This is a genomic window from Pectobacterium aquaticum (assembly GCF_003382565.3).
GTDB lineage: Bacteria > Pseudomonadota > Gammaproteobacteria > Enterobacterales > Enterobacteriaceae > Pectobacterium > Pectobacterium aquaticum.
Map to the genome: position 1 here is coordinate 1,126,434 of NZ_CP086253.1, position 26,143 is coordinate 1,152,576.

The following is a 26,143-nucleotide window of genomic DNA, read 5'->3' on the forward strand; positions in this document are numbered from 1 at the left end:
CCGCCCAGCGGGCTAGCTAAAGCTGTTCAAGCCTGTTTGCAACAGGCTTGTACGGTGCGTATTCCACGGTGTAGTAACTCTCTGTTTATGCGCTTTTTATTACGAAGACGGCAGCGAGACGCGGTTTGGTTACGATGTGGAAGGTAACCTGACGGCGGTGACGGATGCGCTGGGGCAACGTTACCAGTTCCGCTACGGGGCGTTTGATAATCTGCTGGAAGCGACCGACCCGCTGGGGGCGACGGTACGCTACCACTATAACGCGGAAGCAGAGTTCGCCGGGGTGACGAACAGTCAGGGACGGGACTGGACGTACGGCTTTGACCCCAGCGGTCGGCTGAGCGAGGAGCGGCATTACGACGGGCGGGTGTACCGCTATCAGTACGATGTGGCAGACCGTCTGGTGCAGCGTACCGCGCCGGATGGTAGCGCGCTGCACTACGAGCATGATGCGGCAGGGCGGATAACACGCATCACGGCACAGAAAGCGGACGGGGAAACGGACGGCATTACCGAACTGGCGTATGACGTAGCCGGCCGGCTGACCAAAGCCGCCAGTCCGGATGCGGTGGTGGAATACGCCTATAACCGTGCGGGGCAGGTGACGTCGGAAACGGTGAACGGCGAGGCGGTGCAGAGCGGGTACGACGCGGGTGGTCAGCGTGCTGTGGTGGAAGGGATTCTGGCACCGCTGCAACTGGCGTGGCAGTCGGGTCGGCTGTCGTCGCTGGGGATTGGCTCACACCAGCCGCTGCAGTTCAGCCATACGGCGGCGGGGGAAGAGCAGCGACGCAGTAACGGCAGTGGATTTGCACTACGCCACGAATGGAGCCCGACGGGGCTGCTGCAGCGTCAGGCGCTGGAAGGAGCGGACGGCCGGGTGAATGACGTGCTGGAGCGGCGCTATCAGTACGATGTGCTGGACCGTCTGACGGGCATCAGCGACAGTCACTGGGGGGAACAGGCATTCCGGCTGAACGGGGCGGGCCAGGTGACGGCGGAGCGCCGTGATGAGGGGCGGCGGCGTCAGGCACGGCTGTTTGGCTACGACAGCGAACAGAACCTGTGCGAGGTGTCGCAGATAGCGCCGGGTCTGGGTGAGACGCTGAAAGTGCAGGATGCGGTGGTACAGTCGTCGGCACGATACGATGCGGCAGGCCGGGTGGTGGAGCGTGGCCATACGCAATACCGGTATGACGACTGCGGGCGTCTGGCGATGAAGCGGGAAACGCGACCGGGGTTCAGGCCGAAGGAAACGTACTTTGACTGGGACGTGCAGGACCGTCTGGTAAGGGTGAGTTTGCCGGACGGGGCACGGTGGCGGTATCGTTACGATGCGTTTGGTCGCAGAATTAACAAGGTGCGTGAGGGACAACTCCCTTCGGCACAGGCGGTCGCGCGGGTGGCGTACCGCTGGGACGGTGACCAGCTTATCGGTCAGCAGCAATACTATGCAGATGGCAGTGCGGCACGGGAAGTGCAGTGGGTGTACGAGCCGGGTAGCTTCCGGCCGCTGGCACAGGTGGAGGCGCAGGGCGACAGCACACAGCTGCACTACATCGTGACCGACCTGACGGGGACGGCGAGAGAGCTGTGCAGCGAGGAAGGGGAAATCCGCTGGCGCGGAGAACAGGGACTGTGGGGCGCCCACCGCGAAGAGCGACGGCCTATCCCGCTGCGGCGTTACCTGGGCGATGCGGCCAATGAAGAAGTGTACTGCGAGCTGCGCTATCAGGGTCAGTTGTTTGATGCGGAAACGGGATTATATTATAATCGCCACCGCTATTTTGACCCTGAGACAGCGCAGTATTTGTCGGCTGATCCGATAGGCCTGGGCGGGGGGATAAGGCCGCAGGCGTATGTGCATAATCCATTAGAATGGATAGATCCATTCGGGTTGGATAAGCGTGATCCTAAAATCAATGCGGAACATGTATTTCATGGAGAAATAAACAAGAAAGGTAAAGCCGTAGGTTTTCATCACCGAGCCAGTATTGGACATGAAGGAAAAGCTAGAATATCTGAGATTACTAATGGTCCAAATTCACAAGGTGTATATCGGGCTAAAGTTGAGGTATTTGATAAAGCATCAGGTTCTTGGGTAAATAAAGGGCCAGAATCTTCATTTTTCCCTGATAGTTGGAGTAGACAGAAAGTTATGTCGGAAATAAGAGGTGCTTACAATAATGGTACTGTTTCTCCAAACGGTAAATGGTCAGGCGTTTCTTCTAGTGGAGTGAAGATTGAAGGCTGGCTGGATAAGGCAGGGGATATTAATACAGCTTATCCAATATATTAGGTGGGTTTTATGAAATATTATTTTGCTACTGACGGATACCCTGTTCTTGAAATTAACTATGATCTTCATGTTATTTCTGATTTTTTACAAGGGGATATCCAAAGCAGTTTGTATGGTGTGAATGAATATATCTCTGCTTGTGATGATGTTCTTTCTGGGAAAGTTACTGTATGGGAAGGGACTGGTAATGCTCATACAGTCACCATTAAAACGAGTGGTGTTAATATATGTAATGAATACTCTGAGGAGGAAATCAATATATCCTCTATTGATGAGTTTAGAAGTTATTTAGAAGGTTGGAAGGAATTGTTGTTAAGTAAAAATGATTAAAAAATAAAAGCCGGAGGCGATCGCAAAGATCCTTCCGGCTTTTTTATTTTATTAGTAGTCAGTCGCTATAAATTAATCTGCGTCTCAATAATAATCCTGCCGCGTTCTACCGTGACGGTCACAGGCATCCCGGTGATAAATCCCGACTCTTCGAGCCAGCGGCCTTTAAGGTTGATGGCGGAGGGTGGGTTGGGCTTGCCGTTTTACTCACTTCATCCTGAGGCTCGCCCAGCGGACTAAATAGCTTCTCATAATAGCGCTACACTTGCAGAAGATGACATCCCGCCAGCGCTGGAGCCGCACAATGATAGGTGGAGCATTAATGCGAGAAGCTATTTAGTTAAAGCTGTACAAGCCTGTTTGCAACAGGCTTGTGCGGGGCGTATTCCACGGTGTAGTAACTCTCTGTTTATGCGCTTTTTATTACGAAGACGGCAGCGAGACGCGGTTTGGTTACGATGTGGAAGGTAACCTGACGGCGGTGACGGATGCGCTGGGGCAACGTTACCAGTTCCGCTACGGGGCGTTTGATAATCTGCTGGAAGCGACCGACCCGCTGGGGGCGACGGTACGCTACCACTATAACGCGGAAGCAGAGTTCGCCGGGGTGACGAACAGTCAGGGACGGGACTGGACGTACGGCTTTGACCCCAGCGGTCGGCTGAGCGAGGAGCGGCATTACGACGGGCGGGTGTACCGCTATCAGTACGATGTGGCAGACCGTCTGGTGCAGCGTACTGCGCCGGATGGTAGCGCGCTGCACTATGAGCATGATTCGGCAGGCCGGATAACACGTATCACCGCACAGAGAGCGGACGGGGAAACCGACGGCATTACCGAACTGGCGTATGACGTAGCCGGCCGGCTGACCAAAGCCGCCAGCCCGGATGCGGTGGTGGAATACGCCTATAACCGGGCGGGCCAGGTGACGTCGGAAACGGTGAACGGCGAGGCGGTGCAGAGCGGTTACGATGCGGGCGGTCAGCGTGCTGTCGTGGAGGGGATACTGGCACCGCTGCAACTGGCGTGGCAGTCGGGTCGGCTGTCGTCGCTGGGGATTGGTTCCCATCAACCGCTGCAGTTCAGCCATACGGCGGCGGGGGAAGAGCAGCGACGCAGTAACGGCAGTGGATTTGCACTACGCCACGAATGGAGCCCGACGGGGCTGCTGCAGCGTCAGGCGCTGGAAGGAGCGGACGGCCGGGTGAATGACGTGCTGGAGCGGCGCTATCAGTACGATGTGCTGGACCGTCTGACGGGCATCAGCGACAGTCACTGGGGGGAACAGGCATTCCGGCTGAACGGGGCGGGCCAGGTGACGGCGGAGCGCCGTGATGAGGGGCGGCGGCGTCAGGCACGGCTGTTTGGCTACGACAGCGAACAGAACCTGTGCGAGGTGTCGCAGATAGCACCGGGTCTGGGTGAGACGCTGAAGGTGCAGGATGCGGTGGTGCAGGCATCGGCGCGATACGATGCGGCGGGTCGGGTAATCGAGCGGAGCCATACGCAATACCGGTATGACGACTGCGGGCGTCTGGTGGTGAAGCGGGAAACGCGCCCGGGGTTCAGGCCGAAGGAAACGTACTTTGACTGGGATGTGCAGGACCGGCTGGTGCGGGTGAGTTTGCCGGACGGGGCGCGGTGGCGCTATCGTTACGATGCGTTTGGTCGCAGAGTCAGCAAGGTGCGCGAGGGCCAGGTAACGTCGGCGCAGGCGGTCGCGCGGGTGGCGTACCGCTGGGATGGCGACCAGCTTATCGGTCAGAAACAGTACTATGCAGATGGCAGTGCGGCGCGGGAAGTGCAGTGGGTGTACGAGCCGGGAAGCTTCCGGCCACTGGCGCAGGTGGAGGCGCAGGGCGACAGCACGCAGTTGCACTACATCGTGACCGACCTGACGGGAACCGCCAGAGAGCTGTGCAGCGAGGAAGGGGAAGTCCGCTGGCGCGGGGAACAGGGGCTGTGGGGCACCCACCGCGAAGAGCGACGGCCCATCCTGCTGCGGCGCTACCTGGGGGATGCGGCAAACGAGGAAGTGTACTGCGAGCTGCGCTATCAGGGGCAGCTGTACGATGCGGAAACGGGGCTTTACTACAACCGGCATCGTTACTATGATGCGGAGAGCGGACAGTATCTGTCGCCGGACCCGATAGGGTTAGGTGGAGGGATAAGGGCATATGGTTATGTAAAAAATCCGCTCAGTTGGGTAGATCCTCTTGGGTTGACGCCGAAAGAAGGCTCATCAAGAGTTGATAATGCGAGAGCACGGCAATCTAAGATGTTAGAGGACGATGTTGGATATAACATCAGTCCTAAGAGCTGGGATGAGTATCCTTCAATTGGAAGAGATGGAACTTTTGTTACGGATAAAGAAGGTGCACTGAAATATTTTGACGGTGTTCAAGGAAATGAAACTTCTATTTCTAGATCTATGGCAGAAAGAATCGAAAAAGATATGGGGTTAAACCCTGGATCTCTGAAAGATGGATTCAATGTCAGGAAAATAGAAGGAATAACAAATATGCAGCCTAGAAGTCCATTGGGTGGTAATGATTACTTCCTTGGCCCAGGCCAGCATTTGCCGGGAGGAGCACCTGAAATGGTTATAAACTCTGTTCCCACATCCACTCCCGTTATGCTAAGAGTAAATGTATTATGAATGTGATTCCTGATAACTCTATTGTTGTAAGTGATATTGCAACTAATACAATAAAGCTTAGAGTTCAAGGTGGTGACTCAGTAAAAGAGGTTGAAGCTCTTGGCTTTTTAGCTTCAGACCAGTTTATGGTTAAAACGGTAAAGGATGAAAATGAGAAATTGGAACTCATTAAATCTTTAGTTAAAGCCGATGCTTTTTTTGTATTTGGTTATGGATGGTATCCATCAGAGGTTATGGACTTTTATAAAGAAAAGAACGCTTATATAGGTAAGTACAAAGTCATATCTTGGTCAGATCCAAACCATTACAATATTGAAGAGAAATAAATAAAAGCCGGAGGCGATCTCACGATCCTTCCGGCTTTTTATTTTATTAGCGGTCAGCCGCTATAAATTAATCTGCGTCTCAATAATAATCCTGCCTCTTTCCACCGTGACGGTCACGGGCATCCCGGTGATAAAACCCGACTCTTCGAGCCAGCGGCCTTTGAGGTTGATGGCGGAGGGCGGGTTGGACTTGCCGTTTTACTCACTTCATCCTGAAGTCCGCCCAGCGGGCTAGCTAAAGCTGTTCAAGCCTGTTTGCAACAGGCTTGTACGGGGCGTATCCCACGGTGTAGTAACGCTCTGTTTTGGCTGCTTTATTAACGGTGACGCCTGACTTAGAATGTGCCTTAGCCATAGTAACTACCTCTTTTAGTTGCTTGTGGTGAGCGGCGTGGGTGAGGTGCGAACTCATCTTCGCCGCGCTAGTTATCCTTCAGTTACGCGCCTGAGCAATCAGAGCGCTTAACATCTCCGAAATCATCTTCTGTTTTGCCTTCGGCAAACTGTCTATCTCTTCCATCTGCTGCTGCCACTTCGGGGCCGGGCCGCGCTTGCGTCTCGCTGGCTCCGGGGCTTCCCCGAATACCTCTTCAAGCGAAACTGAAAAAATCTGTGCTACAGAAGGGAGTGATGAAACCTTAATCCTTCTGCGCCCGGCTTCCCATGCCTGAACCGTCTGCTGGGAAACGCCGAGCTTCTCCGCCAGTTCAGCCTGTGTGATACCCCGCTCTTTACGCAGGGTGGTGATGCGTTCACCCAGTGCCATGAAGAAATCGCGCTCTTCGTTACTGATAGCCATAGCTGTTACCGATGTTGAATGTAATAAGACAGCCATAACTTACCTCACGTTTTACCACGATATGTTGTATATACTACATTATGTGGTATATTGGCGTCGAGTTATTTTTAGCTAAACCCTATTGACAGGTTTTTAGAGGAAATCCGTTTATGGCACGCATCCCCGAATCCGAGTTGCAGCACCTGAAAGCCGCCGTGTCACTGGTTGAGGTGGTGCGTGGTCAAGGTCGCAAGGTGGTGAAGCGCGGTAAAGACTGGGTGGTGCTGTGTCCGTTCCATCAGGAGAAAACCCCTTCAATGGTTATCTCGCCGGACAAGAATCTCTATCACTGCTTCGGCTGTGATGCAGGCGGCTCGGTGCTGGACTGGGTGATGAAGACGGAGAATCTCAGCCTGCCTCATGCGGTCGATAGGCTGCGGCGTGAGCTGGGCAGCGTGCCCGCCGCTGAGCCGTTGCCGCCAGTGGCGGATATCGCGAATGAACAGGAGCGGCAGGCGTTACTGCATCGTGTTACCGAGTTCTATCATCACACCTTACTCAACGCGCCGGAGGCAATCGCCTATCTGGAAAAGCGCCGCCTCAATCATCCTGAGTTAGTGGCGCAGTTCCGCTTAGGGTTCGCCAATCGGACGCTGGGCTATCGTCTGCCGTCGAGCAAACTAAAAGACGGGGCAACGGTTCGCAGCCAGTTGCAGGCGCTGGGCGTGATGCGTTCATCCGGCCATGAGCATCTGGCGGGGTCGTTAGTGGTTCCGGTTATCGACCTTAACGGTCAGGTACGGGAGCTGTACGGGCGCAAAGTGGGCGACCGTCTGCGTGCGGGAACGCCCAATCACCTGTATCTGCCGGGATCCCACGGCGGGGTGTGGAACGAGCAGGCGTTAGTAGCGAGTAAAACGGTCATCTTATGTGAATCACTTATCGATGCGATGAGCTTCTGGGTGGCAGGTTACCGCAACGTGACGGCGGCGTATGGGGTAAATGGCTTTACCGATGAGATGCGGGAAGCCTTTATCCGTCACGGCGTAAAACAGGTGTTGATCGCGTTCGATAACGATGTGGCAGGCGATGAAGGCGCGGAAAAACTGGCCTCGTCTCTGGTTGCTGAGGGTATCACGCCGTTCCGGGTGGTGTTCCCGTCGGGCATGGATGCGAACGGTTATCTGTGCAGTGTGGCTGAACCGGAAACGGCGTTCGGGTTACTGGTTGACGGCGCGTTGCCAATGGGGGAAGTCGTCAGTGCGGAACCTGAATCCATGCCACAGCCTGAAAAGCCGTCTCAACCGACCTCTTCCTTAGCTGCCGGGGTTGTGGTTGAAGCGTTGCCAAACGGTGAGCTGGAGATAGCGCTGTCCGGCCAGCAGTGGCGCATCCGGGGTATGGCGTCAGTGAAAGCGGGTAGCGGCGTGATGAAGGTCAACGCGCAGGTACTGGACACGCAAAGCGGTGTGGTGTTCGCCGACAGTGTGGACATGATGAGTGCGCGGAGCCGTGCGGGTTATACGCGGTTAGCGGCCAGTGAGCTGGGGTTAGCGGAAAGTGATGTTAAACGCACTCTGGGGCGGGTGCTGCTTGCACTGGAAGCGCACCTGAGCCAGCCGGAAACCCACAGTGAAGCCACACAGAATATGACCGATGAACAACGGGATGCTGCACTGGCGTTGCTGCGTGACCCGAATCTTATCGGCAGGCTGACGGATGACTTGGCGGCCTGTGGCGTGGTCGGTGAGTCCACTAACTTAGTGGCGGGTTATCTGGCCGCTGTCTCCCGTAAGTTAGATAAGCCGCTGGCCGTGCTTATCCAGTCGTCGAGTGCGGCGGGCAAATCCTCACTGATGGATGCGGTACTGAATCTCATCCCGCCGGAAGAGCGCTTACAGTACAGCGCGATGACGGGGCAAAGCCTGTTCTATCTGGGAGAAACCAATCTCCAGCATAAAATCCTCGCCATCGCGGAAGAAGAGGGCGTGCGGCAGGCGGCGTATGCGCTGAAGCTGTTGCAGTCGGATGGAGAGCTGACGATAGCCTCAACGGGTAAAGACGATGCCACAGGCAATCTGGTGACCAAACAATACACGGTGAAAGGTCCGGTGATGCTGATGCTGACCACCACGGCCATCGATGTGGATGAAGAGCTGCTGAACCGCTGCCTGGTTCTTACCGTGAACGAATCCCGCGAACAGACGGAAGCTATCCATGCGTTGCAGCGGCACAAGCAGACGCTGGAAGGGCTGCTGATGGAGAACGAGAAAGGCTATCTGACCGAGTTGCACCAGAATGCGCAGCGGCTGTTACGTCCGCTTAAGGTCGTGAATCCGTTCGCGTCACAGCTCACGTTCCTGAGTGATAAAACCCGCACCCGCCGCGACCATATGAAATACCTGACCCTGATACAAAGCATCGCGCTGCTGCACCAGTACCAGCGGGAGGTGAAGACGGTGGCGCACCGTGGGCAGGTTATCGAGTATATCGAGGTAGAGCGTTCGGATATCGTGCTGGCCAACCAACTGGCGCATGAAATCCTTGGCCGGACGCTGGACGAGATGCCGCCACAGACACGCAAGCTGTTGCGGCTGATACAAGGGATGGTCAATCAGTTGGCGCATACGCAGAACAGGAAACCGGGCGACGTGCGCTTTACCCAGCGGGATATCCGTGATGCGACCCAGTGGAGCGATAACCAGTTGAAAGTCCACTGTCTGCGGCTGGTCGAAATGGAGTATCTGCTTATCCACGGCGGCAGTCGCGGACATCTGTTGCAGTACGAACTGCTGTGGGATGGTCGCGGAAACGGTGATAACACGCACCTGTGCGGCCTTATCGATCCGCCGGAAGATAATCCGGCAGGACAGTACGACTCACGCAAGTTGGAGGTTAAGGGGAGCAAGTTGGCCTCAAGTTGCCCCCAAGTTGGGGCTAAGTTGGAGTCGGGAAAATCCCGTCAAGCCACGCCGGATAAGGGGTCGTCAGCCGCAAATGGCGATAAGGTGAAAAGCACAGTTCCGGCGAAGAGAAACAAACGCATCACATCGTAACCCCTCATCACCCCGCAGGACGCGCCATCATGACCCGACTCAAACCACCCAGCCCGGAAGCCCTTTACCTTAGCGGCTTGTCACAGACGCTGCGCCAGTACACCACGGCGTACCTTGCGCACCTGAGCGCGACGAACCACAGCCCGCGCACGGTAGAAGGGTACGGTGAACGGCTGCGCCCGTTCGTGACGTGGTGTGAAGAGCGGGGACTCACGCAGGCGGCACAGGTCAGTCTGTCGGTGCTGGAAGCGTACCAGCGGCATCTGCACGGCTACCGCAAAGCCGACGGGAAACTGCTTGCACAGGGTGGACAGCTTAACCGTCTGACAGCCATCCGGATGCTGTTCCGCTGGCTGCTGCAACGGCACCATATCCTGTACAACCCGGCGGAGCAGATGACGCTGCCGAAAGCGGAGAAACGGCTTCCGGCACAGATACTGAGCGAGGAGGAAACCGAGGCGGTGATGGACGCGCAGGATACGAACACATTAACCGGACTGCGTAACCGTGCGGTGCTGGAAATGCTGTGGAGCACGGGGCTGCGGCGCAGCGAACTGGCTAACCTGATGCTGGACGATGTGGATGTGGGTCGCGGCGTTCTGGTGGTGCGACAGGGCAAGGGGAACAAAGACAGAGTGGTGCCAGTGGGAATGCGAGCGCTGGTCTGGGTACAACGCTATCTGGATGCGGTGCGGCCACGGCTGACGACGAAGCACGACAGCGGCACTCTGTTCGTCACGATATGGGGCAAGCGGCTGGCACGGTCAACGCTGACGATACTGGCGGGAAGCGCTATCCGCGAACAGGCGCACCTGAAAAAGGCCGGTGCGTGTCATGTGTTCCGGCACTCGATGGCGACACAGATGCTGGAGAACGGCGCGGACACCCGGCACATCCAGGCGATACTCGGTCATGAGAAGCTGGAGACGACGCAAATCTACACGCGGGTTGCTATCGGTCATCTGAAACAGGTGCATGAGAAAACGCATCCGGCAGAGCGGAAGCCGAAGTCACGCCGAAAGAAAACAACGCGGGTCGCCCCTGACAAGGGATAAAAGAATGAGTATGATTAAATCCTACTTGGCGGGAGAAAGGGGTTACCAATGAGAACGACACAGCAGATGAGCATCACGTTGCCGAATGAGATGGCGGCACTGGTCAAAGCGCGTGTTGCCAGCGGCGAATATGCGTCGGAAAGCGAAGTTATCCGAGAAGGACTTCGGGCGCTGCTGGCGCGTGATAATGCGGTGGAGAAGTGGTTGCAGGAGCAGGTTGTTCCGGCATGGAATGCGCTGCAACGGGGTGAAACGGACAGCCTCAGCGGTAACGACATAAGAAACCGACTGAAATCCGAGCATAAGAAGGCGACCGGAGAGTCATAATGGAGTATCAGGTGGTGTTCGCACCCGAAGCGGAAGATCAACTTGCCGCGTTGTATGGTTATATCGCGGAGGCGGCGACACCGAATACGGCGCTGAGCTACACGGAAAGCGTGGTTGATTACTGTGAGTCACTGGCGCTGTTCCCGGAGAGGGGAAACACCCGTAATGACCTTCTGGCGGGGCTTCGCGTGACGAACTACCGTAAAAGAACGGTCATTGCCTTCATGGTGGAAGAAGACAAAAGGACGGTAACGGTGCTGGGCATCTGGCACGGTGGTCAGGACTATGAAAGCGACCTGCTGACGGATGATGCTGACTGAACGCAGACAGTCACAAAAAGTAGCTCACTCTCTTCAACATCGCAGGACGGTGCAGGGCAAACGGTGCGCCGTCCATGGCGCACCGCTTGCCTTATGTGGCTAAGGCACTCCGGCGGTAAATGCCGCCCGGCCAGCGCTAACCTTCATCACACTCTGCTCTTAACGTTGCTGGCCGTTCGTCATTCAACATAATGTGGCATTACGCGCAAGTTGCTGAACGCAACCTGCGCGCAACACACATTATGTCTGCGCCGGTCGGGTAATGGGCGCGCTGCGGTTACTTCCACATCGGTGTGCGGCTGGCCGCCGGGGTTCGGCTCTTGGTGCGGTATGGCGCACAGCTCGCAGGCTCGCTCTGCTGCGAACATCGTGCCCGTTCTTCAGCATCGGCGGAGTGGCCGCCTTCCCTTGCGGCGCAGGCTCCGGCGTCAGCCTTCAGGCAACGTCAACATCAAGGTCAACCCCACAGCAGAAGCCGCTCCTTCGTCACGGCGCTTAACGGCTTCACCTCGCCCCCGCCCCAACCCCGCTGCACTGGCTTCGCCCGGCTCGCAGTCGCAAGCTCCTTGCTCGTTCCCGTGCTCGCCATCTTCGCCCCGTGCGGCCCCCGCCGGGGGCCTCCCCGGTTAATGGCTTGGCTTGCGGGCCTCGCCAGCCCGCACCCGGCAGACGCTTCACCATCCCACAGGCAAGCTGCGGAACGGCTCGCGCCGCGATAAAACCCGGTTCATTAACACAACGACTAATGGCAGCGGCTGACGCCGCTGCTATGATGTGGCACAGGCAGACAGGGAAGTCACAGCATGGCGGTAGCGTGTCCGGTGCTAAAAGTGCGCGTCGGGGTGTTCGGGTTACGGTGATGTTAAATAGGCCGAAAGCGCTGTCTGAAAAGGCCGTTGCATCAATAGGTTAAGTGCGCTAAAAAGTACGACGGCGTCAGGATCGTCCCTATGACCCGATAGGGTTGCTGGGTGGCATCCGACCCCCAGGGTGAGAGCATGAGTGTTCATTTTTCACTCGCTGCTGTAATTCCAGCCACAATGACTTGCTCCAGATAGTCGCTATTCATCGCGGCTATCTTTTGTTTGCGTCTGATGCTGGCTGTTTTGCCTTTCTCCGCTCGCAGCATATTCAGCGCCATATGCCTCACTGTTGCCAATATCTGAGCCGCTTCTCCACGATAGATAGAGCACGCATCTTCTTTCATCGTGACGTCCAGTACCCAGTGCAGTTGATTTTCTATTCCCCAATGACCGCGCACGGCTTTGGCCAATTGTTCTTCGGTCAACGCAGCTGAACTGATGTAATAGCGATATTCCAGTGATTCGTTGCCCTTGCTATCACGGCGGTAGCCAATCGCCACGCCCAGCGTGCTCAAGCCCTTCCAGCTAGAAAATTGTTTTACCATGTCGCCTGCTGGCATCACATGGTATTCTCGGAGCTCTGTCCGGCCTCGTGATTGTTCGATCTTGGCTTGATGACTGCCTTCCCGTATCAGAGGGGCAAGGGACTTGCGAACGGCGCGATGCAGGGTTTCTTGATTGCCTTTGACGGCCAACAGATAGTCGCCACCCTTGTCCACAATCTGGGCGGCAATCTCAGTCTGGCAACCCATCGCATCAATCGAAATCAGGCAACCCGTCATATCGAGCAATGCCAGCAATTCAGGGATCGCTTTAATTTCATTGGATTTTTCGTCTGTTTTTACTTGCCCGAGCACCATGCTGTTGGCGCTGGCAAATGCACTGACCATATGGATGGTCGATTGTCGGTCGTCCCGGTTATAGGAACTACGCAGAACCTTGCCATCAATGGCGATCAGCTCCCCCTTGGCACGAGAGTTGACTGCTTGCATCCACTTGAGGAAGCAGGCCTGAAACTGCTCGGGAGCTAGGCTGGACATCACTCTAGCAATGGTATCGTGAACGGGTAAGCCATTTGGAAACAATCCTTTATCCTGGAACCAGCGACTATGCGCTTGCCCGAAATCTTCAATATCTTCCCAGCCCTCGCAGCCACCGATGACAGCGCAAACTGTCAGGAACAGAATGTCGAAGAGTGGATAGGATATTTTCGCGGATTGGCGCGGGTCGTGAAGTTCGGAAAAGAACTCAGAAAAGGCATCGAGCTGCATGGATGGCTCCCAGGAAAAGGGAGTATAAGATCACAACTCGGTCTGCAGGTCAAAGCGTTCTGAATTTGTTTATAAAATGTTCATGATCTTGCCCTGATCCGACCCCAAGCTTACGTCCACAATCCATTGGAATGGGTTGATCCGTTGGGGTTGGCTGAATCTGCATGTGAACAGCGGCAGAGAGTGCTTGATAATATTGAGGCAAGTCGGAGAGCTAGAGAATCATCAAATCTTGGAGGAGCCTCACCTACTCCTGAAAGCCGAACAAGAGAAGGCTTCATGAAAGATCATGTATCTCCAGACTCTGAAACGACACTGCATACTAAATCTCCCGGTTTTAATACTGGTAAGAAAAATAAAGATGGACAATTTAAGCGTTACGGATTGGATTCTCACGGGGGGGCACGTATTCAATATGTAGATCAGGTCATTGCAGATAATGTTCACGCTCGATGAATGTGCCGATTATCTTGTCATGCATTTCCACTGATTTTGAGTACCCGATAGTTTTACGATTCAGTCGTTTTAACCGGTTGCGAAGATTCAGATTTTCACGTTCAATCCGCTGCGTGTAAAGCTTGCCAGTTATATGCTTTTTATCCGGCAACATCTCATAAGCACTGAAGTTATCCGTACACCAGAAAGCTATGCTGAAGCCTGAAAGCAATCCCAGTAATTTGCGCAACGTCTTTTTGTTCCGACGCCCAAAAGCATGAGCAACAATACGTTTGAGACGAGGCTCCCATGCATACCACAACCAGCGTTGTTGCTTGTTGTTGCCAACAAACGACCACATTTCATCAACTTCGCAGATAAGCTGAATCTGGAGATTGTCCAGCGGAAGCGTGGTTACACATCGCGGCGCGAGTTTTTTAAGGTGCGTACAACGGCATTAATACTGATATGCAGCGCGCGTGCGGTATCGCGGATACCGGCATTGTTCATGGCAAGGTCAACAATTTTCTCTTTCATACCCTGCTGACAGGCACGATATTCATACTCAAGCTGAAAACTTCGACAACAGGTCTGACAGCGGAAGCGCTGATGACCAGTGCTTCCCAGTCCATGTTTTTTAACCGGGTCTGTTTGCTCACAAAACGGGCATTTTACCTCAACCGTTGCCATCAGGCTCTTCTTCTAAATATTTAGGAAAACAGATGAACATTCTACCTGACGATCACCGAGTTGAATGCGTGACCTAAAATCGAAATAAGTTCTCTATTTCAATAAGTAAAGTGGGATCCCGCCCTGCCCTGGTGGTTGATTAGCTTTTTCTGAGTAGTTCAATTTCCATTATAATTATTTCCTCTTTATTCATGGTATTGCCAGCGTTGTGAATGGTATCTGCTGCATGATTATTTTCAATGCACAAAGGTGCTCTATTTTCTCTATGTTAATTTCATGAACAGAATTAATTATTAGCAGTGTAAATAAAAATACTGAATATGTTGTTCAGTATTTTCTTTGTACGCATGGATGGTTTTTATTCTATTGTTTCTGTGTCGTAGCTATGTGGTTAATTCCATTTTTAAATTAATGTAAATCAATAAGGTTATTTTTGATATGATAAATAATGAATTAGTTTCATCGCTAATATTAAGTGATTTAATTCAATACCGGCGTCGATTCACTCACTCGACGAAATCAGTGAATGAAGAAGAATCTCTGGTGACTCAGGTTCAATTACCCAGAATTCGTGCTTTTGTTGACGAAGGTCGTCGGGTTGAGCTTATTCTACCGGCGTTTCCCGTTAAATCTCCCAGCCCTTATAAAGTACTGGGGAGAATGCCAGACATGGCTGAGCGCTTGTCCCTGATATTTCTGAATTCGTTATGTCAGCGTATCCAGCTTTATTATCCGCCTGGCGCACATATCCGTATTTGCTCGGATGGGCATGTATTTGGCGATCTGATTGGGACCAGCGACGAAACCATTAATACCTATCAGGATGAGATAGAAAACTTATTGCATGAACTTGGAGCGGTTCATCTCAGCGTCTTTAATCTTAAGGATGTAGAGAATATGGCGGCACTCACCGCTGACTATGATCATCTTCGCCAACGGCTGGTTGAGGATTACGCCGAATCAGAAGAGGAGATTAAGGAGCAACTTATGCAGAGCGAAGAAGGTTTGCAGCTTTATCGTTCAATAACTCGCTTCCTCTATGAAGATAGCCTGCGGCCTGACTATACTGGCTCTAATGCAGCCTTACAGAAGGATGCTAAAAAACGCGCATGTGGCGTTATTCAACGTAGCTGGGCGTGGGGCAATCTGCTTGCTGAGAATTTCCCAGACGCTATCCGTTTGTCTATTCACCCTCAACCTGCGGACAGCCTAAAACTGGGCATTCATATGATGCCCACCAAAGATGACTGGTTGACGCCTTGGCATGGTGTTGCCGCCAATGTTAATGGGCAGTTTGTGCTGATGAAGAATACCGATGCGCAGCAGTTGGCCGGTGAAGTTGTGGAGATCCGTGGTACGCCTAGCCACTACTTAGTTAAACAGTCGGATGTTGCATAAGCGTGCTCTTTTCTCACTTTATGATCTGCTGAAAACATCGATATTGTCATCTTATAAAGGAATATACACGATGGAAAATAGAGTGAATTGCAGCATCGAGCTGCTTTCTCCTTTTGGCGCGATATTGACCCCTTTTGAAGCGGGACAGAGTATCGCCACACTGTCAATCGACTGACTGCGTGAGCTTGCTCGCGAGTATCACCTTCTGGTTCTACGTGGGTTTTCTTCTGGCTTTTCTGAGCAATGAAGCATTGACCGGGTATGTCGGCCATCGAGGAAATTATGCGTGATAATGTGCTGAAACCCGTCACGCGTTATGGGGTAAAAGCGTGCCCCATAACGCTATTGCGAACCGTGTTTTTAAAATAAAATACGCGCATGGATGTTCTATCGCAGGGTTGCAGTAAATGAAGCTATTTTTGGCCGTGATTTTTTCAGTATTGATGATTCCCCAGACCGGTTTTTCAGCAACAAAAACGGATGCGCTGACGCTGCTGAAACATTTGGATGTGACTACTTTCCGCAGTTCTTTTGGACCAAAACATTTCCCGAAGGGGACGTTGCTGAAAGATACCGGTGATTATGTGTTTAGCCAGGAAAAAGACCGGGCAGAAGCAACAGACACAGATGGCAGTTGGACGTATTCGCTACGTATTATCTCGGAAAATGAAAAGGAGATCATTGCCTGTTTCGTGGATGATGCGAACATTGGGAGCTATTTTTCGACAAGTCCTTTCCTGATAAAGAAAACGAAAAATGCTCAGTCGTATTCGGTGACTGAGCTTGAGCACGACGTAGAAGGGTGTGAACTTTATCCCAAGGATCAATAATCCTGATTGATATGGGTAAATGAACGACGTTATCCGAACGTTGCTAAAAATAAGGAGCCGCTATAAGCCGCTCCTTTGTTGTTTCTATCTTGCCGTTTTACAGCGCTTTATCGGTCAACAAGGCGACCTTGCTGGTTGTTGAGACACGATCAAGGTACGCCTGAACGTGAGGGCCAAATTGCACGCCTTTCACGATCGTGAGCGATAATAAAATAGGGAACAGAATAAAATCGGTGGTGGAAATGGCGCTGACGTTTGCCAGACGCGGTTCCAGCGCCTCGAGTTTCTGCTCCACTTCCGCAATCAATTCCGGTGTTTTCGCGAGCAGTGCATCCAGATCGCCGAAGGCTTTTTCTTCGCGCAGGATGTAGGCATGGCGCGCCTCCGGCGTGGAAAGCTCTTTGAAATCGGCTTTCGTAAAACGGGGAACCGCAAGGTTAAACACCGCGCTGGAAACGGACTTACACCAGGCTTCAATCTCAGCATCAACCGGTTTATCGGCGATTAACGGCGCTTGCTTGCTGTCGACATAGTGGACGATATCCATGCTTTCCGGCATGAAGCTGCCGTCTTCTTTCTGCAGGATCGGCACCACTTTGCGGCCTACCATGCGTGTTGGCGTGTCGATGTCGCCTTCCATAATCACAGATTGCTCAACAGGCAGATCCTTCAGGCCAAAAATCATTCTGGCTCTGACACAGAATGGGCAGTGTTCGTAAATGAATAGTTTCATACATCGCCTCGTAATATTTTGAAAAAGGCGGCAAAAATTTGCCAGCCCTGTCATGACAAGTCATGGCATCAGAGTAATACCTGATGCGGTCGGCGGTAAAGTGAATGTGCCTGAAGAAGGCGATGGCAGGGAAAGTAAGGGCACGGTGTGAATCGCGTGACCCACACCAGATTACTGCATGATGCTGGGCAACCCGCGGTGTTCAAAGCCATCATGCAGCTTGAAAATCAGTTGGCAACGCCGCTGCTGCTTCGCTCTACCCGACGCCTGACGTCGACAGAAACCGGGCAGAATTTTTATGAGCAAATCGCCCCGCGTTAAAGGTACTGGGGGATGCTCAAGAGCATGTGGTTAGCGGGAGGGGGCAATCATGGCGCTGCTGGTTGTGCTGATGAAACTCCAAAAAGCGCCATTGCGACCGAGGGAAAGCCAACTGAAATAGTCAGATAGGGCGGCCGGGAAGTCTCACCAATGTTGTTTTACAACCGATAGATTAACCTTACTTGCTGATGACAATACTATACATTTGACTTGCTATAGTCCTTACATCCCTTGTCAGTACCTCACATCCCTGTGAGTGTTGTGTTAGTTAACCATCCCTGTCATTAGAATGACCTTGGCCCGCCTTGCGCGGGTTTTTTTTGCCTGTATTCCCGCTTGTTGGATTCGTGTTGAGCGTGCCTATTCTGTGTCATGATTAACTGAGGCTATTTTGATAACGACTCGGCTTCTGCCTTCATACTCGGCCTGATAGAGGGCCTCGTCCGCGATTTTCAAGACGCTATCGATCTGCTCCGTTCCCAGAATAAAACAGGTGACGCCTAATGAAATCGTGATGGTTTCAGGAATCGGCAGTGGCATTTTTTCCACTTTTTACGCAACCATTCAGCAATATCAGCGGCCTGCGTCATGTCCGTATCGGGCAGAAGTGCGAGGAATTCCTCTCCGCCAGTACGGTAAATCAGATCGGATGCGCGCGAGCCCTGTTTTATGTTTTCTGCCAACAGCCTGATGACGTCATCGCCGATATTGTGTCCGTAGGCATCGTTCACGCATTTGAAATGGTCGATATCATTCAGATTTCCCGTAACGGGAATATAAGAATGGCTGATTAATGACTTTTGTTCCACGAGCGTCTGCTTGCTGGCATCAGAGGTCAGCGTACTTCCTTTCATGTTCAGCAAGGTTGGGTAGAACGCGTGTCTCTGATTCTGGGTATCTGCAACGAAAATAGAATTAAAGCTTCAATTTAATGCAGGGAGTGTACGATCTCCAGCGTACCGTTAATGATGAACTGTACGCCCATGCACACCAGCAGGAACCCCATCAGTCGTGAAATGGCTTCAATGCCGCTTTTTCCGATAAGACGCATAATCAGACCCGAACTTTTCAGACTGAGCCAGACGATCAGGCTGATCAACATAAACGTGAGTACGGGGGCAACGGTAATCACCCATGGCGTGATATCGACGCCGCTCTTGATTTGTGAGGCAGAGCTAATGATTAGGGCAATGGTTCCTGGCCCTGCGGTGCTGGGCATCGCTAGCGGCACGAAAGCGATATTGACCTCATTGGCGGAGAAACTGTCGTTGATTTCTTCTTTTTTGCTTTTTACTTCAGGCGCATGCTCTGGCTTTTGCTGAGGAAAAAGCATGCGAAACCCGATAAATGCGACGATGAGCCCGCCGGCAATGCGCAATCCGGGAATGGATATTCCGAAGGTATTCATTACGACCTGACCTGCGTAGTACGCGACGGTCATAATAATGAAGACGTAGAGTGAGGCCTGAAAGATCTGACGATTTCGTTCCCCCTGGCTCATGTTGCCGGACATCGCTAAAAATACCGCTACCGTTGTCAGTGGGTTCGCGAGTGGTAGGATTAACACGAGACCAAGACCAATGGTTTGAATCAATTCCAGCATTCTACGTTCCTTTTATTGGGGCGCTTTCGTTAGTTCAGGAAAACGGTCAATAGATGACCTGTCGCTACGGCGTTTGGCGCGGTTTAGGTCAGTTCATCCTCCGCTAATTTTTTAAAACGATAGAGTGTCTTTGTCAGCATATCGCGAGAAAACATATCAAACATTTGGCCGATTTTTTTCCCGATCAAGCCCCCAGGTGGGTTGTAGCGAATAGTCAGCGTTACGGTTGTACCCGCTTCCGATGTGGCCGGTTGAAAAGAAAGCCGGCCTTCATTCGGAACCCGCGCCCCTTCCAGCGAACGCCAGTGGATATACTCCCCCAGTTTTTCATCAATAATACGAGCCTGCCACTCAATGAGCGCGCCAATCGGCGTGTTAATCCGCCAATTAGAGTCGGTATAGTTCAGTATCTCGATACTGGCGAAATGGCCCATCAGGATCGGCAACGTTTCCGGTTTGCGCCAGAGATCAAACAAACGTTCTGCTGGGCGATTGATCGTAATGCTGCTACTGATTTCATTGGCATAACTGCCGTTTTTCGCTGCGGTTCTTCTTAAGAAAGAGGGAAACACCCGTCATTCTCCCTAATGGATTATTACCCCTTTATGGGCATGTTCACGCCATTCTGACCGATCTCGACCAACAAGCAAAGCGGAGACGGTGGTGATAGGGTTGGCGCAGGCTATCACAGCAATCGTCAGAATCTTTATGCGCCTAATGTTGCGTTAATGTTCGTTCGGTAGTGTAAGAATCAGACAGAAGCCGAATGACGTGCCGCAAAACACCAGGGTTTTTTACATAACGATAATAGCAGTACCCCGCCCACTATTTTTAGTGGGCTTTTTTTATTTGTACTTCTCTGTTTAGATATTTCATTGCTATATAAATTGATATTTATCAAGTTATCGTTAATGGTTTTGTACCTATTAAGATGTAATAAAAGGGTATCCCTATTTTCTATTATTTAAATGGCGAGATGGTTGTGTGTAATTTACTTTATAGACATGTCGTGATACGTTTATAACCAGCTTTCATGCTGGTAGGAATAAATATGAGTAACCCATTTATTGCGAGGTGGAGCCGTAATGGTAACCTGCTTTGCCACGGTCACTGGTTAATATCTTATAAAGAAAACGATTTCACGTTACCGGAAAAATATAAAGAAAATCATATGGGAACGATGGGGATCTACTCTATCATCGATCCTGATGATGAAATGTACCGAGACGGACTCGATGAGGATGATTGGATTCTGGAAAATATCGACTGGTTGGCCGATAGCTTTGAAGAAAATAATGTCCCTATCGAAGAATGTTATTTCAGATATTTCTTTCAGGCTATAAATAAGCAGGACTGGCGATGCACCAGTTGTGCAGGCTGTATGTAAATTGCTCCATCATTATTAATTACTCCTATTCCTCTCTATTCCTGCAAGCCGACGATCTATTCGCGTCGTGCTATTTTCTCCCTGATTATTCGGCAGCGTTTTATTCGCTCTTCTTCGGTTTTCATTCCTTTTTCATCTTCTTTGCTATGCGCTTCGCATACCGTGCAGCGGAGCGTCTTTTTCGGGGAAAAGTGTTACCCTGACCCAACAATCCTTGATTAAGATGAGGCGGCAATGACGGAAGCTGACATTCTGCGGTTAAGTACTTTGGTGGGCGAAAAACTGAAGGCGCGTGGTGCCACGCTGACATGTGCGGAGTCCTGCACCGGAGGCTGGTTGGCTAAGTCTATTACCGATATCGCGGGTAGTTCTGGCTGGTTTGACTACGGCTTTGTGACATACAGCAATCTGGCCAAGCAGCGTCTGGTGAATGTGAACGCAGAGACACTTGAACAGCATGGTGCGGTGAGTGAAGCCGTCGTCAATGAGATGGCCGCAGGGGCTTTGCAGGCCGCCGATGCAGATTTCGCCATATCGGTAAGCGGCGTCGCCGGGCCAGACGGGGGGACCGAAGAGAAGCCTGTCGGCACGGTGTGGTTTGGCTTCACAGACAAACAGGGTGGGGTATTCGCCCGGACAATGCGGTTCAGCGGAGACAGAAACGCGGTGCGTCTGCAATCGGTCCATTTTGCGCTACAAACGTTACTCGATGCGTTTCTGAAAAAATAACCTTGATGCTGTATGTGTATACAGTATAATGTCAGTAATTATTCGGCAATTCATGATTAAGCAGCCGCGTAGAGACAGCAGTGCTACGCCGCATGACAGGAGCAGAAATGGCTATTGATGAGAACAAACAAAAGGCACTTGCGGCAGCACTGGGTCAAATCGAAAAGCAATTTGGTAAAGGTTCTATCATGCGGTTGGGCGAGGATCGCTCAATGGATGTTGAAACCATTTCTACAGGCTCTTTGTCTCTAGATATCGCCTTGGGCGCCGGTGGTTTACCAATGGGGCGTATCGTTGAGATTTATGGCCCAGAATCTTCCGGTAAAACAACGCTGACCTTACAGGTTATTGCTGCCGCTCAACGCGAAGGCAAAACGTGTGCGTTTATCGATGCTGAGCATGCGCTGGACCCGATTTATGCGAAAAAGCTTGGTGTAGATATCGATAACCTGCTGTGTTCTCAGCCGGATACCGGCGAGCAAGCGTTGGAGATCTGTGATGCATTAACGCGCTCTGGCGCTGTTGACGTTATCATCGTCGACTCCGTTGCAGCACTGACGCCGAAAGCCGAAATTGAAGGTGAAATCGGCGACTCCCACATGGGGCTGGCTGCTCGTATGATGAGTCAGGCTATGCGTAAACTGGCGGGTAACCTGAAGCAAGCCAATACGCTGCTGATCTTCATTAACCAGATCCGTATGAAAATCGGTGTGATGTTCGGTAACCCTGAAACGACTACCGGTGGTAACGCACTGAAGTTTTACGCCTCTGTTCGTCTGGATATTCGTCGTACTGGTGCTATCAAGGAAGGCGAAGAAGTGGTCGGCAGCGAAACCCGCGTGAAAGTCGTGAAGAATAAAGTAGCAGCACCGTTTAAACAGGCTGAATTCCAAATTCTGTACGGCGAAGGTATCAATATCCACGGTGAGCTGGTTGACCTGGGTGTGAAACACAAACTGATCGAAAAAGCCGGTGCTTGGTATAGCTATAACGGCGACAAGATCGGTCAGGGTAAAGCCAATGCCTGTAATTTCCTGAAAGAGAACCCGACGATTGCTGCGGAACTGGATAAGAAATTGCGTGAAATGCTGCTGCACAAAGGCAATGAGCTGGTGCCAGCCACAGCGGGAAATAGCCGTGACGAAGATGAATTCGCTGGTGAAGGCAACGAAGAGTTTTAATGGTGGCTGAATTATCGCCGACAGAGTATTTCAGCGGGTAGATGGATGAATAAACCATTACGCTATGCGATGAATGTGCTTTCTGTTCGCGATTATAGTGAAACCGAAATACGCCGCAAATGTGCGGCGTATTTATATAAGTCAGAAAGCGCAGAAGATGAAGCAGATGAAGCTACAGCCCGAGCTGCGGTGAAAGATGTGGAAGCGGCGATTGCGTACTGCAAGGAACATGGTTGGCTGGATGACGAGCGCTATGCTCGCCGCTATATCAGCAGCCGGAGCCGCAAAGGCTATGGTGCCCAGCGGATCAAAATGGAGCTAAGCCAGAAAGGAATCGATAAAACAACGTTAGCCACGGCATTAAACGAGAGTGATATCGATTGGTGTGCGCTGGCGAAATCGGTTGTGGAACGAAAATTCGGGCATCCTCTGTCCGATGAATGGAAAGACAAAGTCAAACATCAGCGATATCTGCTCTATCGTGGCTTCTTTCATGAAGAAATCCAGTCAATTTATACGAATTTTTCAGATTGAACGCACACGGGATTTTACTTCCCATCGAAGAAAATTTATCTTATTCCCACTTTTTTGTTCGTGAGTTGCTCGGTAACGTCAGCATGCTGAACTAACCTTGCCCGCGATCTGTTCTTCTAGCTTGATTCCAGGACAATTATGAGCAAGAGCACCGCTGAGATCCGTCAAGCGTTTCTCGATTTTTTCCACAGTAAGGGACACCAGGTTGTTGATAGCAGCTCTCTGGTGCCGAACAACGATCCGACATTGTTATTCACCAATGCGGGTATGAACCAGTTCAAAGATGTGTTCCTCGGGCTGGATAAACGTAGCTATGTCCGGGCGACGACCTCGCAGCGCTGCGTACGTGCCGGTGGTAAACATAATGACCTGGAAAACGTAGGTTATACCGCACGTCACCACACCTTCTTTGAAATGCTGGGTAACTTCAGCTTCGGTGACTATTTCAAGCATGATGCGATTCGCTATGCGTGGGAATTGCTGACGTCTCCTCAGTGGTTCAATCTGCCGAAAGAAAAACTGTGGGTAACGGTATACGCAACAGATGATGAAGCCTACGACATTTGGGCTGACGAAGTTGGCGTGCCGCGCGAAAGAATTATTCGTATTGGCGATAACAAAGGCGGACCTTACGCCTCTGATAATTTCTGGCAGATGGGCGAAACGGGGCCATGTGGTCCGTGTACCGAGATTTTCTACGATCACGGTGAGCACATCGCAGGTGGCCCGCCGGGAAGCCCTGATGAAGACGGCGATCGCTATATCGAAATCTGGAACCTGGTGTTCATGCAGTTCAACCGTCAGGTTGACGGCACAATGCTGCCACTGCCAAAACCTTCCGTTGATACCGGCATGGGGTTAGAACGCGTTTCTGCCGTCTTGCAGCATGTCAATTCAAACTATGACATTGATTTGTTCAAAACGCTGATTAAGGCGGTAGCGAAAGCCGTCGGAACGACGGATTTAACCAATAAATCACTACGTGTTATCGCCGACCATATCCGCTCTTGTGCGTTCCTGATTGCCGATGGCGTGATGCCATCTAATGAAAACCGTGGTTATGTTCTGCGCCGTATTATCCGCCGTGCTGCGCGCCACGGTAATATGCTGGGCGCTACGGATACTTTCTTCTACAAACTGGTTGCGCCGCTGATTGCAGTCATGGGGCCAGCCGCTGAAGAATTGAAAAAACAGCAGTCTGTAGTTGAGCAGGCGCTGAAGACGGAAGAAGAGCAGTTTGCCCGCACGTTGGAACGCGGTTTGTCTCTGCTGGACGAAGAAATTAAACACCTGAAAGGGGATACGCTGGATGGTGAAACCGCCTTCCGCCTGTATGACACCTATGGTTTCCCTGTCGACCTCACGGCAGATGTGTGCCGCGAGCGCGGCCTGAAAGTCGATGAAGAAGGTTTTGAAGCTGCGATGACGGCGCAGCGCCAGCGCGCGCGTGAAGCCAGCGGATTTGGCGTAGATTACAACAGTTTCATCCGTGTGGATGAGAACACGCCATTCTGCGGTTATGAAAAAACGCAGCAGCAAGCGAAGGTTATTGCGATTTATCACAATGGAAACGCGGTTGATCAGATTGCGGCTGGTGATGAAGCGGTTGTGATTCTGAATGAAACGCCATTTTATGGTGAATCCGGTGGTCAGGTTGGCGATCAGGGTGAACTGAAAAATGCGGGCGTCAGCTTTGCTGTTCAGGATACTCAGAAATACGGTCAGGCAATTGGTCACGTCGGTAAACTGACTCGGGGTACGCTGCGTGTTAACGACAGTGTCGATGCAAACGTTGATAGCCAACGCCGCGATCGCATTCGTCTGAACCACTCCGCGACGCACCTGCTGCATGCTGCGCTGCGTCAGGTTCTGGGCGATCATGTCGCGCAGAAAGGCTCTCTGGTTAACGATAGCTATCTGCGTTTTGACTTCTCACATACGGAAGCGATGAAGCCTGAGCAGATTCGTCAGGTTGAGGATATCGTCAACGCTCAAATCCGCCGTAACCTTACCGTGCAAACGGATGTCATGGCTCTGGACGATGCGAGAGCGAAGGGCGCAATGGCGCTGTTCGGCGAGAAGTACGATGACCATGTCCGTGTTCTGACAATGGGGGATTTCTCGATTGAGCTCTGTGGGGGCACGCACGCAAGCCGTACTGGTGATATTGGCCTGTTCCAGATCATTTCTGAATCAGGTACTGCTGCCGGTGTGCGTCGTATTGAAGCGACCACGGGTGAGAATGCGTTGTCTGCGTTGCATCGCCAGAGCGACGTTTTGCAAGACATCGCGCAACTGCTGAAAGGGGATAGTCACAACCTGACGGATAAGGTACGCTCTGTTCTGGACCGTGCCCGCGCGTTGGAGAAAGAGCTTCAGCAGTTGAAGGCTCAGCAAGCGGCGCAGGAAAGCTCGTCGCTGTCCGGCAAAGCAAAAGAGATTAACGGTGTGAAGTTGCTGGTTACGCAACTGGACAACGTGGATCCTAAACTGCTGCGCACGATGGTTGATGACCTGAAGAATCAACTTGGATCTGCTGTTATCGTTCTCGGAACGGCGGCAGAAGGCCGAGTTAGCTTGATTTCTGGTGTAACGAAAGATCTGACTGACCGCGTAAAAGCTGGTGAACTGATTGGGTTTGTTGCCCAGCAGGTTGGCGGTAAAGGCGGTGGTCGCCCAGATATGGCTCAGGCTGGTGGTTCAGATGTGTCTGCACTGCCAACTGCGCTGGCAAGCGTTGAATCCTGGGTTGCTGCTAAGCTGTAAAACGACAGATAACGTTTTATTCGCGTTATCCGACAAAACGCCATAACTTTCTGGTTGTGGCGTTTTTGTCTGCGGAAAAGGATCCGCAAGCGGGATAGAAAGTGTGTTACCTTCAGATATTCTGAAGCTTTACATGCTCAGGCCTGTTGTTGTGATAACAAAAGCACGAGCTACTGATATCGACTAAACTAACAAGTAGTGACAAACCGGATTGTGATGGTGTGGTTATACCATCGTCTAGGTTTACGTTTT

24 protein-coding genes and 4 pseudogenes are annotated in these 26,143 nt (G+C 52.0%); 18 read left to right on the plus strand and 10 right to left on the minus strand.

The annotated features are described in order from the left end of the window. Positions 1 to 100: 100 nt before the first annotated feature. The 3 genes and pseudogenes from DMB82_RS05225 to DMB82_RS05235 all read left to right on the plus strand — a co-directional run. Positions 101 to 1,900 (plus strand): annotated as a pseudogene (locus DMB82_RS05225) (RHS repeat-associated core domain-containing protein); the annotation flags it as partial. Continuing rightward, positions 1,898 to 2,299: an EndoU domain-containing protein gene (locus tag DMB82_RS05230; RefSeq protein ID WP_228400065.1), complete on the plus strand. Its 402-nt coding sequence runs from the start codon at positions 1,898 to 1,900 to the stop codon at positions 2,297 to 2,299. The pseudogene DMB82_RS05225 and the gene DMB82_RS05230, both read left to right, overlap by 3 nt. Positions 2,300 to 2,308: 9 nt before the next feature. Next, positions 2,309 to 2,629 (plus strand): hypothetical protein, encoded by a 321-nt coding sequence (locus DMB82_RS05235; RefSeq protein ID WP_116165006.1) that lies wholly within the window; start codon positions 2,309 to 2,311, stop codon positions 2,627 to 2,629. A 65-nt stretch (positions 2,630 to 2,694) separates the two neighbouring features. On the opposite strand, the pseudogene DMB82_RS05240 reads toward DMB82_RS05235, so the two are convergent. Continuing rightward, positions 2,695 to 2,829: pseudogene (locus DMB82_RS05240) on the minus strand (SymE family type I addiction module toxin); the annotation flags it as partial. A gap of 224 nt (positions 2,830 to 3,053) precedes the next feature. Between DMB82_RS05240 and DMB82_RS05245 the strand changes: the two are divergent. Continuing rightward, a pseudogene (locus tag DMB82_RS05245) lies at positions 3,054 to 5,288 on the plus strand (RHS repeat-associated core domain-containing protein); the annotation flags it as partial. Continuing rightward, complete coding sequence (locus DMB82_RS05250) at positions 5,285 to 5,614, plus strand: hypothetical protein (RefSeq protein WP_011094917.1); 330 nt, start codon at positions 5,285 to 5,287, stop codon at positions 5,612 to 5,614. The pseudogene DMB82_RS05245 and the gene DMB82_RS05250, both read left to right, overlap by 4 nt. Positions 5,615 to 5,674: 60 nt before the next feature. Here the strand turns inward: DMB82_RS05250 and DMB82_RS05255 are convergent, their stop codons facing one another. After that, a complete protein-coding gene (locus DMB82_RS05255; protein WP_071778510.1) occupies positions 5,675 to 5,785 on the minus strand; it encodes a SymE family type I addiction module toxin in 111 nt (36 codons plus the stop codon). A gap of 262 nt (positions 5,786 to 6,047) precedes the next feature. Next, the gene (locus DMB82_RS05265) at positions 6,048 to 6,449 is read right to left on the minus strand and encodes a helix-turn-helix domain-containing protein (RefSeq protein WP_011094905.1); all 402 of its coding nucleotides are present in this window, start codon (positions 6,447 to 6,449) and stop codon (positions 6,048 to 6,050) included. Positions 6,450 to 6,562: 113 nt separating this feature from the next. Between DMB82_RS05265 and DMB82_RS05270 the strand changes: the two genes are divergently transcribed. The 4 genes from DMB82_RS05270 to DMB82_RS05285 are packed head-to-tail and all read left to right on the plus strand — an operon-like array spanning position 6,563 to position 11,150. Continuing rightward, positions 6,563 to 9,448, plus strand: coding sequence for a DNA primase (locus tag DMB82_RS05270; RefSeq protein ID WP_116163158.1), 2,886 nt, complete (start codon positions 6,563 to 6,565; stop codon positions 9,446 to 9,448). Between the two features lie 29 nt (positions 9,449 to 9,477). Further along, positions 9,478 to 10,503: a site-specific tyrosine recombinase XerC gene (xerC, locus tag DMB82_RS05275; RefSeq protein WP_116163160.1), complete on the plus strand. Its 1,026-nt coding sequence runs from the start codon at positions 9,478 to 9,480 to the stop codon at positions 10,501 to 10,503. Positions 10,504 to 10,551: 48 nt separating this feature from the next. After that, on the plus strand, positions 10,552 to 10,830 hold the full coding sequence (locus DMB82_RS05280) for a type II toxin-antitoxin system ParD family antitoxin (protein ID WP_102119017.1): 279 nt from the start codon (positions 10,552 to 10,554) through the stop codon (positions 10,828 to 10,830). Beyond that, positions 10,830 to 11,150: a type II toxin-antitoxin system RelE/ParE family toxin gene (locus DMB82_RS05285; protein WP_102119016.1), complete on the plus strand. Its 321-nt coding sequence runs from the start codon at positions 10,830 to 10,832 to the stop codon at positions 11,148 to 11,150. Before DMB82_RS05280 ends, DMB82_RS05285 begins: the two co-directional genes overlap by 1 nt. Positions 11,151 to 12,156: 1,006 nt before the next feature. On the opposite strand, the gene DMB82_RS05290 is transcribed toward DMB82_RS05285, so the two are convergent. Continuing rightward, entirely contained in the window at positions 12,157 to 13,284 is a 1,128-nt protein-coding gene (locus DMB82_RS05290; protein ID WP_116164942.1) for an ISAs1 family transposase, read from the minus strand. Positions 13,285 to 13,467: 183 nt separating this feature from the next. On the opposite strand from DMB82_RS05290, the gene DMB82_RS05295 reads away from it, so the two are divergent. Next, the gene (locus DMB82_RS05295) at positions 13,468 to 13,740 is read left to right on the plus strand and encodes a hypothetical protein (RefSeq protein WP_125176123.1); all 273 of its coding nucleotides are present in this window, start codon (positions 13,468 to 13,470) and stop codon (positions 13,738 to 13,740) included. Here DMB82_RS05295 and DMB82_RS05300 read toward each other — a convergent pair. Further along, positions 13,712 to 14,409 (minus strand): IS1 family transposase gene (locus DMB82_RS05300; RefSeq protein WP_116163613.1). Its coding sequence is split into 2 segments (ribosomal slippage): positions 13,712 to 14,160 and positions 14,160 to 14,409, totalling 699 coding nucleotides; the frame shifts between segments, so codons are not numbered across the junction. The genes DMB82_RS05295 and DMB82_RS05300 overlap by 29 nt on opposite strands. 438 nt (positions 14,410 to 14,847) lie before the next feature. Here DMB82_RS05300 and pvcA point away from each other — a divergent pair. Further along, positions 14,848 to 15,807, plus strand: coding sequence for an L-tyrosine isonitrile synthase (gene pvcA / locus DMB82_RS05305; RefSeq protein ID WP_116163611.1), 960 nt, complete (start codon positions 14,848 to 14,850; stop codon positions 15,805 to 15,807). Positions 15,808 to 16,214: 407 nt separating this feature from the next. Beyond that, complete coding sequence (locus tag DMB82_RS05310; protein WP_116156701.1) at positions 16,215 to 16,637, plus strand: bacteriocin immunity protein; 423 nt, start codon at positions 16,215 to 16,217, stop codon at positions 16,635 to 16,637. A 97-nt stretch (positions 16,638 to 16,734) separates the two neighbouring features. On the opposite strand, the gene grxB is transcribed toward DMB82_RS05310, so the two are convergent. Next, the gene (gene grxB / locus DMB82_RS05315) at positions 16,735 to 17,370 is read right to left on the minus strand and encodes a glutaredoxin 2 (protein ID WP_116163610.1); all 636 of its coding nucleotides are present in this window, start codon (positions 17,368 to 17,370) and stop codon (positions 16,735 to 16,737) included. Positions 17,371 to 17,556: 186 nt separating this feature from the next. On the opposite strand from grxB, the pseudogene DMB82_RS05320 reads away from it, so the two are divergent. Then, positions 17,557 to 17,738, plus strand: a pseudogene (locus DMB82_RS05320) (LysR family transcriptional regulator); the annotation flags it as partial. A gap of 313 nt (positions 17,739 to 18,051) precedes the next feature. On the opposite strand, the gene DMB82_RS20680 reads toward DMB82_RS05320, so the two are convergent. The 4 genes from DMB82_RS20680 to DMB82_RS05335 form a co-directional block, all read right to left on the minus strand. Beyond that, on the minus strand, positions 18,052 to 18,231 hold the full coding sequence (locus DMB82_RS20680) for a GGDEF domain-containing protein (protein WP_264177038.1): 180 nt from the start codon (positions 18,229 to 18,231) through the stop codon (positions 18,052 to 18,054). Beyond that, on the minus strand, positions 18,192 to 18,545 hold the full coding sequence (locus tag DMB82_RS05325) for a GGDEF domain-containing protein (RefSeq protein WP_240349038.1): 354 nt from the start codon (positions 18,543 to 18,545) through the stop codon (positions 18,192 to 18,194). The genes DMB82_RS20680 and DMB82_RS05325 overlap by 40 nt, the downstream gene beginning before the upstream one ends. A 74-nt stretch (positions 18,546 to 18,619) precedes the next feature. Then, a complete protein-coding gene (locus DMB82_RS05330; protein WP_010307203.1) occupies positions 18,620 to 19,294 on the minus strand; it encodes a MarC family NAAT transporter in 675 nt (224 codons plus the stop codon). A gap of 83 nt (positions 19,295 to 19,377) precedes the next feature. Then, positions 19,378 to 19,866, minus strand: coding sequence for an SRPBCC family protein (locus DMB82_RS05335; protein ID WP_102119011.1), 489 nt, complete (start codon positions 19,864 to 19,866; stop codon positions 19,378 to 19,380). Positions 19,867 to 20,345: 479 nt separating this feature from the next. Here DMB82_RS05335 and DMB82_RS05340 point away from each other — a divergent pair, with 479 nt between their 5' ends. The 5 genes from DMB82_RS05340 (at position 20,346) to alaS (ending at position 25,891) form a co-directional block, all read left to right on the plus strand. After that, complete coding sequence (locus DMB82_RS05340; RefSeq protein ID WP_010285350.1) at positions 20,346 to 20,681, plus strand: hypothetical protein; 336 nt, start codon at positions 20,346 to 20,348, stop codon at positions 20,679 to 20,681. A 234-nt stretch (positions 20,682 to 20,915) separates the two neighbouring features. Further along, positions 20,916 to 21,410, plus strand: coding sequence for a nicotinamide-nucleotide amidase (pncC, locus tag DMB82_RS05345; RefSeq protein WP_116163608.1), 495 nt, complete (start codon positions 20,916 to 20,918; stop codon positions 21,408 to 21,410). A gap of 107 nt (positions 21,411 to 21,517) precedes the next feature. Continuing rightward, the gene (gene recA, locus DMB82_RS05350) at positions 21,518 to 22,591 is read left to right on the plus strand and encodes a recombinase RecA (RefSeq protein WP_102119009.1); all 1,074 of its coding nucleotides are present in this window, start codon (positions 21,518 to 21,520) and stop codon (positions 22,589 to 22,591) included. Positions 22,592 to 22,636: 45 nt separating this feature from the next. Then, entirely contained in the window at positions 22,637 to 23,125 is a 489-nt protein-coding gene (gene recX, locus DMB82_RS05355) for a recombination regulator RecX (protein WP_102119008.1), read from the plus strand. A 138-nt stretch (positions 23,126 to 23,263) separates the two neighbouring features. After that, on the plus strand, positions 23,264 to 25,891 hold the full coding sequence (gene alaS / locus DMB82_RS05360; RefSeq protein WP_116163607.1) for an alanine--tRNA ligase: 2,628 nt from the start codon (positions 23,264 to 23,266) through the stop codon (positions 25,889 to 25,891). Positions 25,892 to 26,143 lie beyond the last annotated feature (252 nt).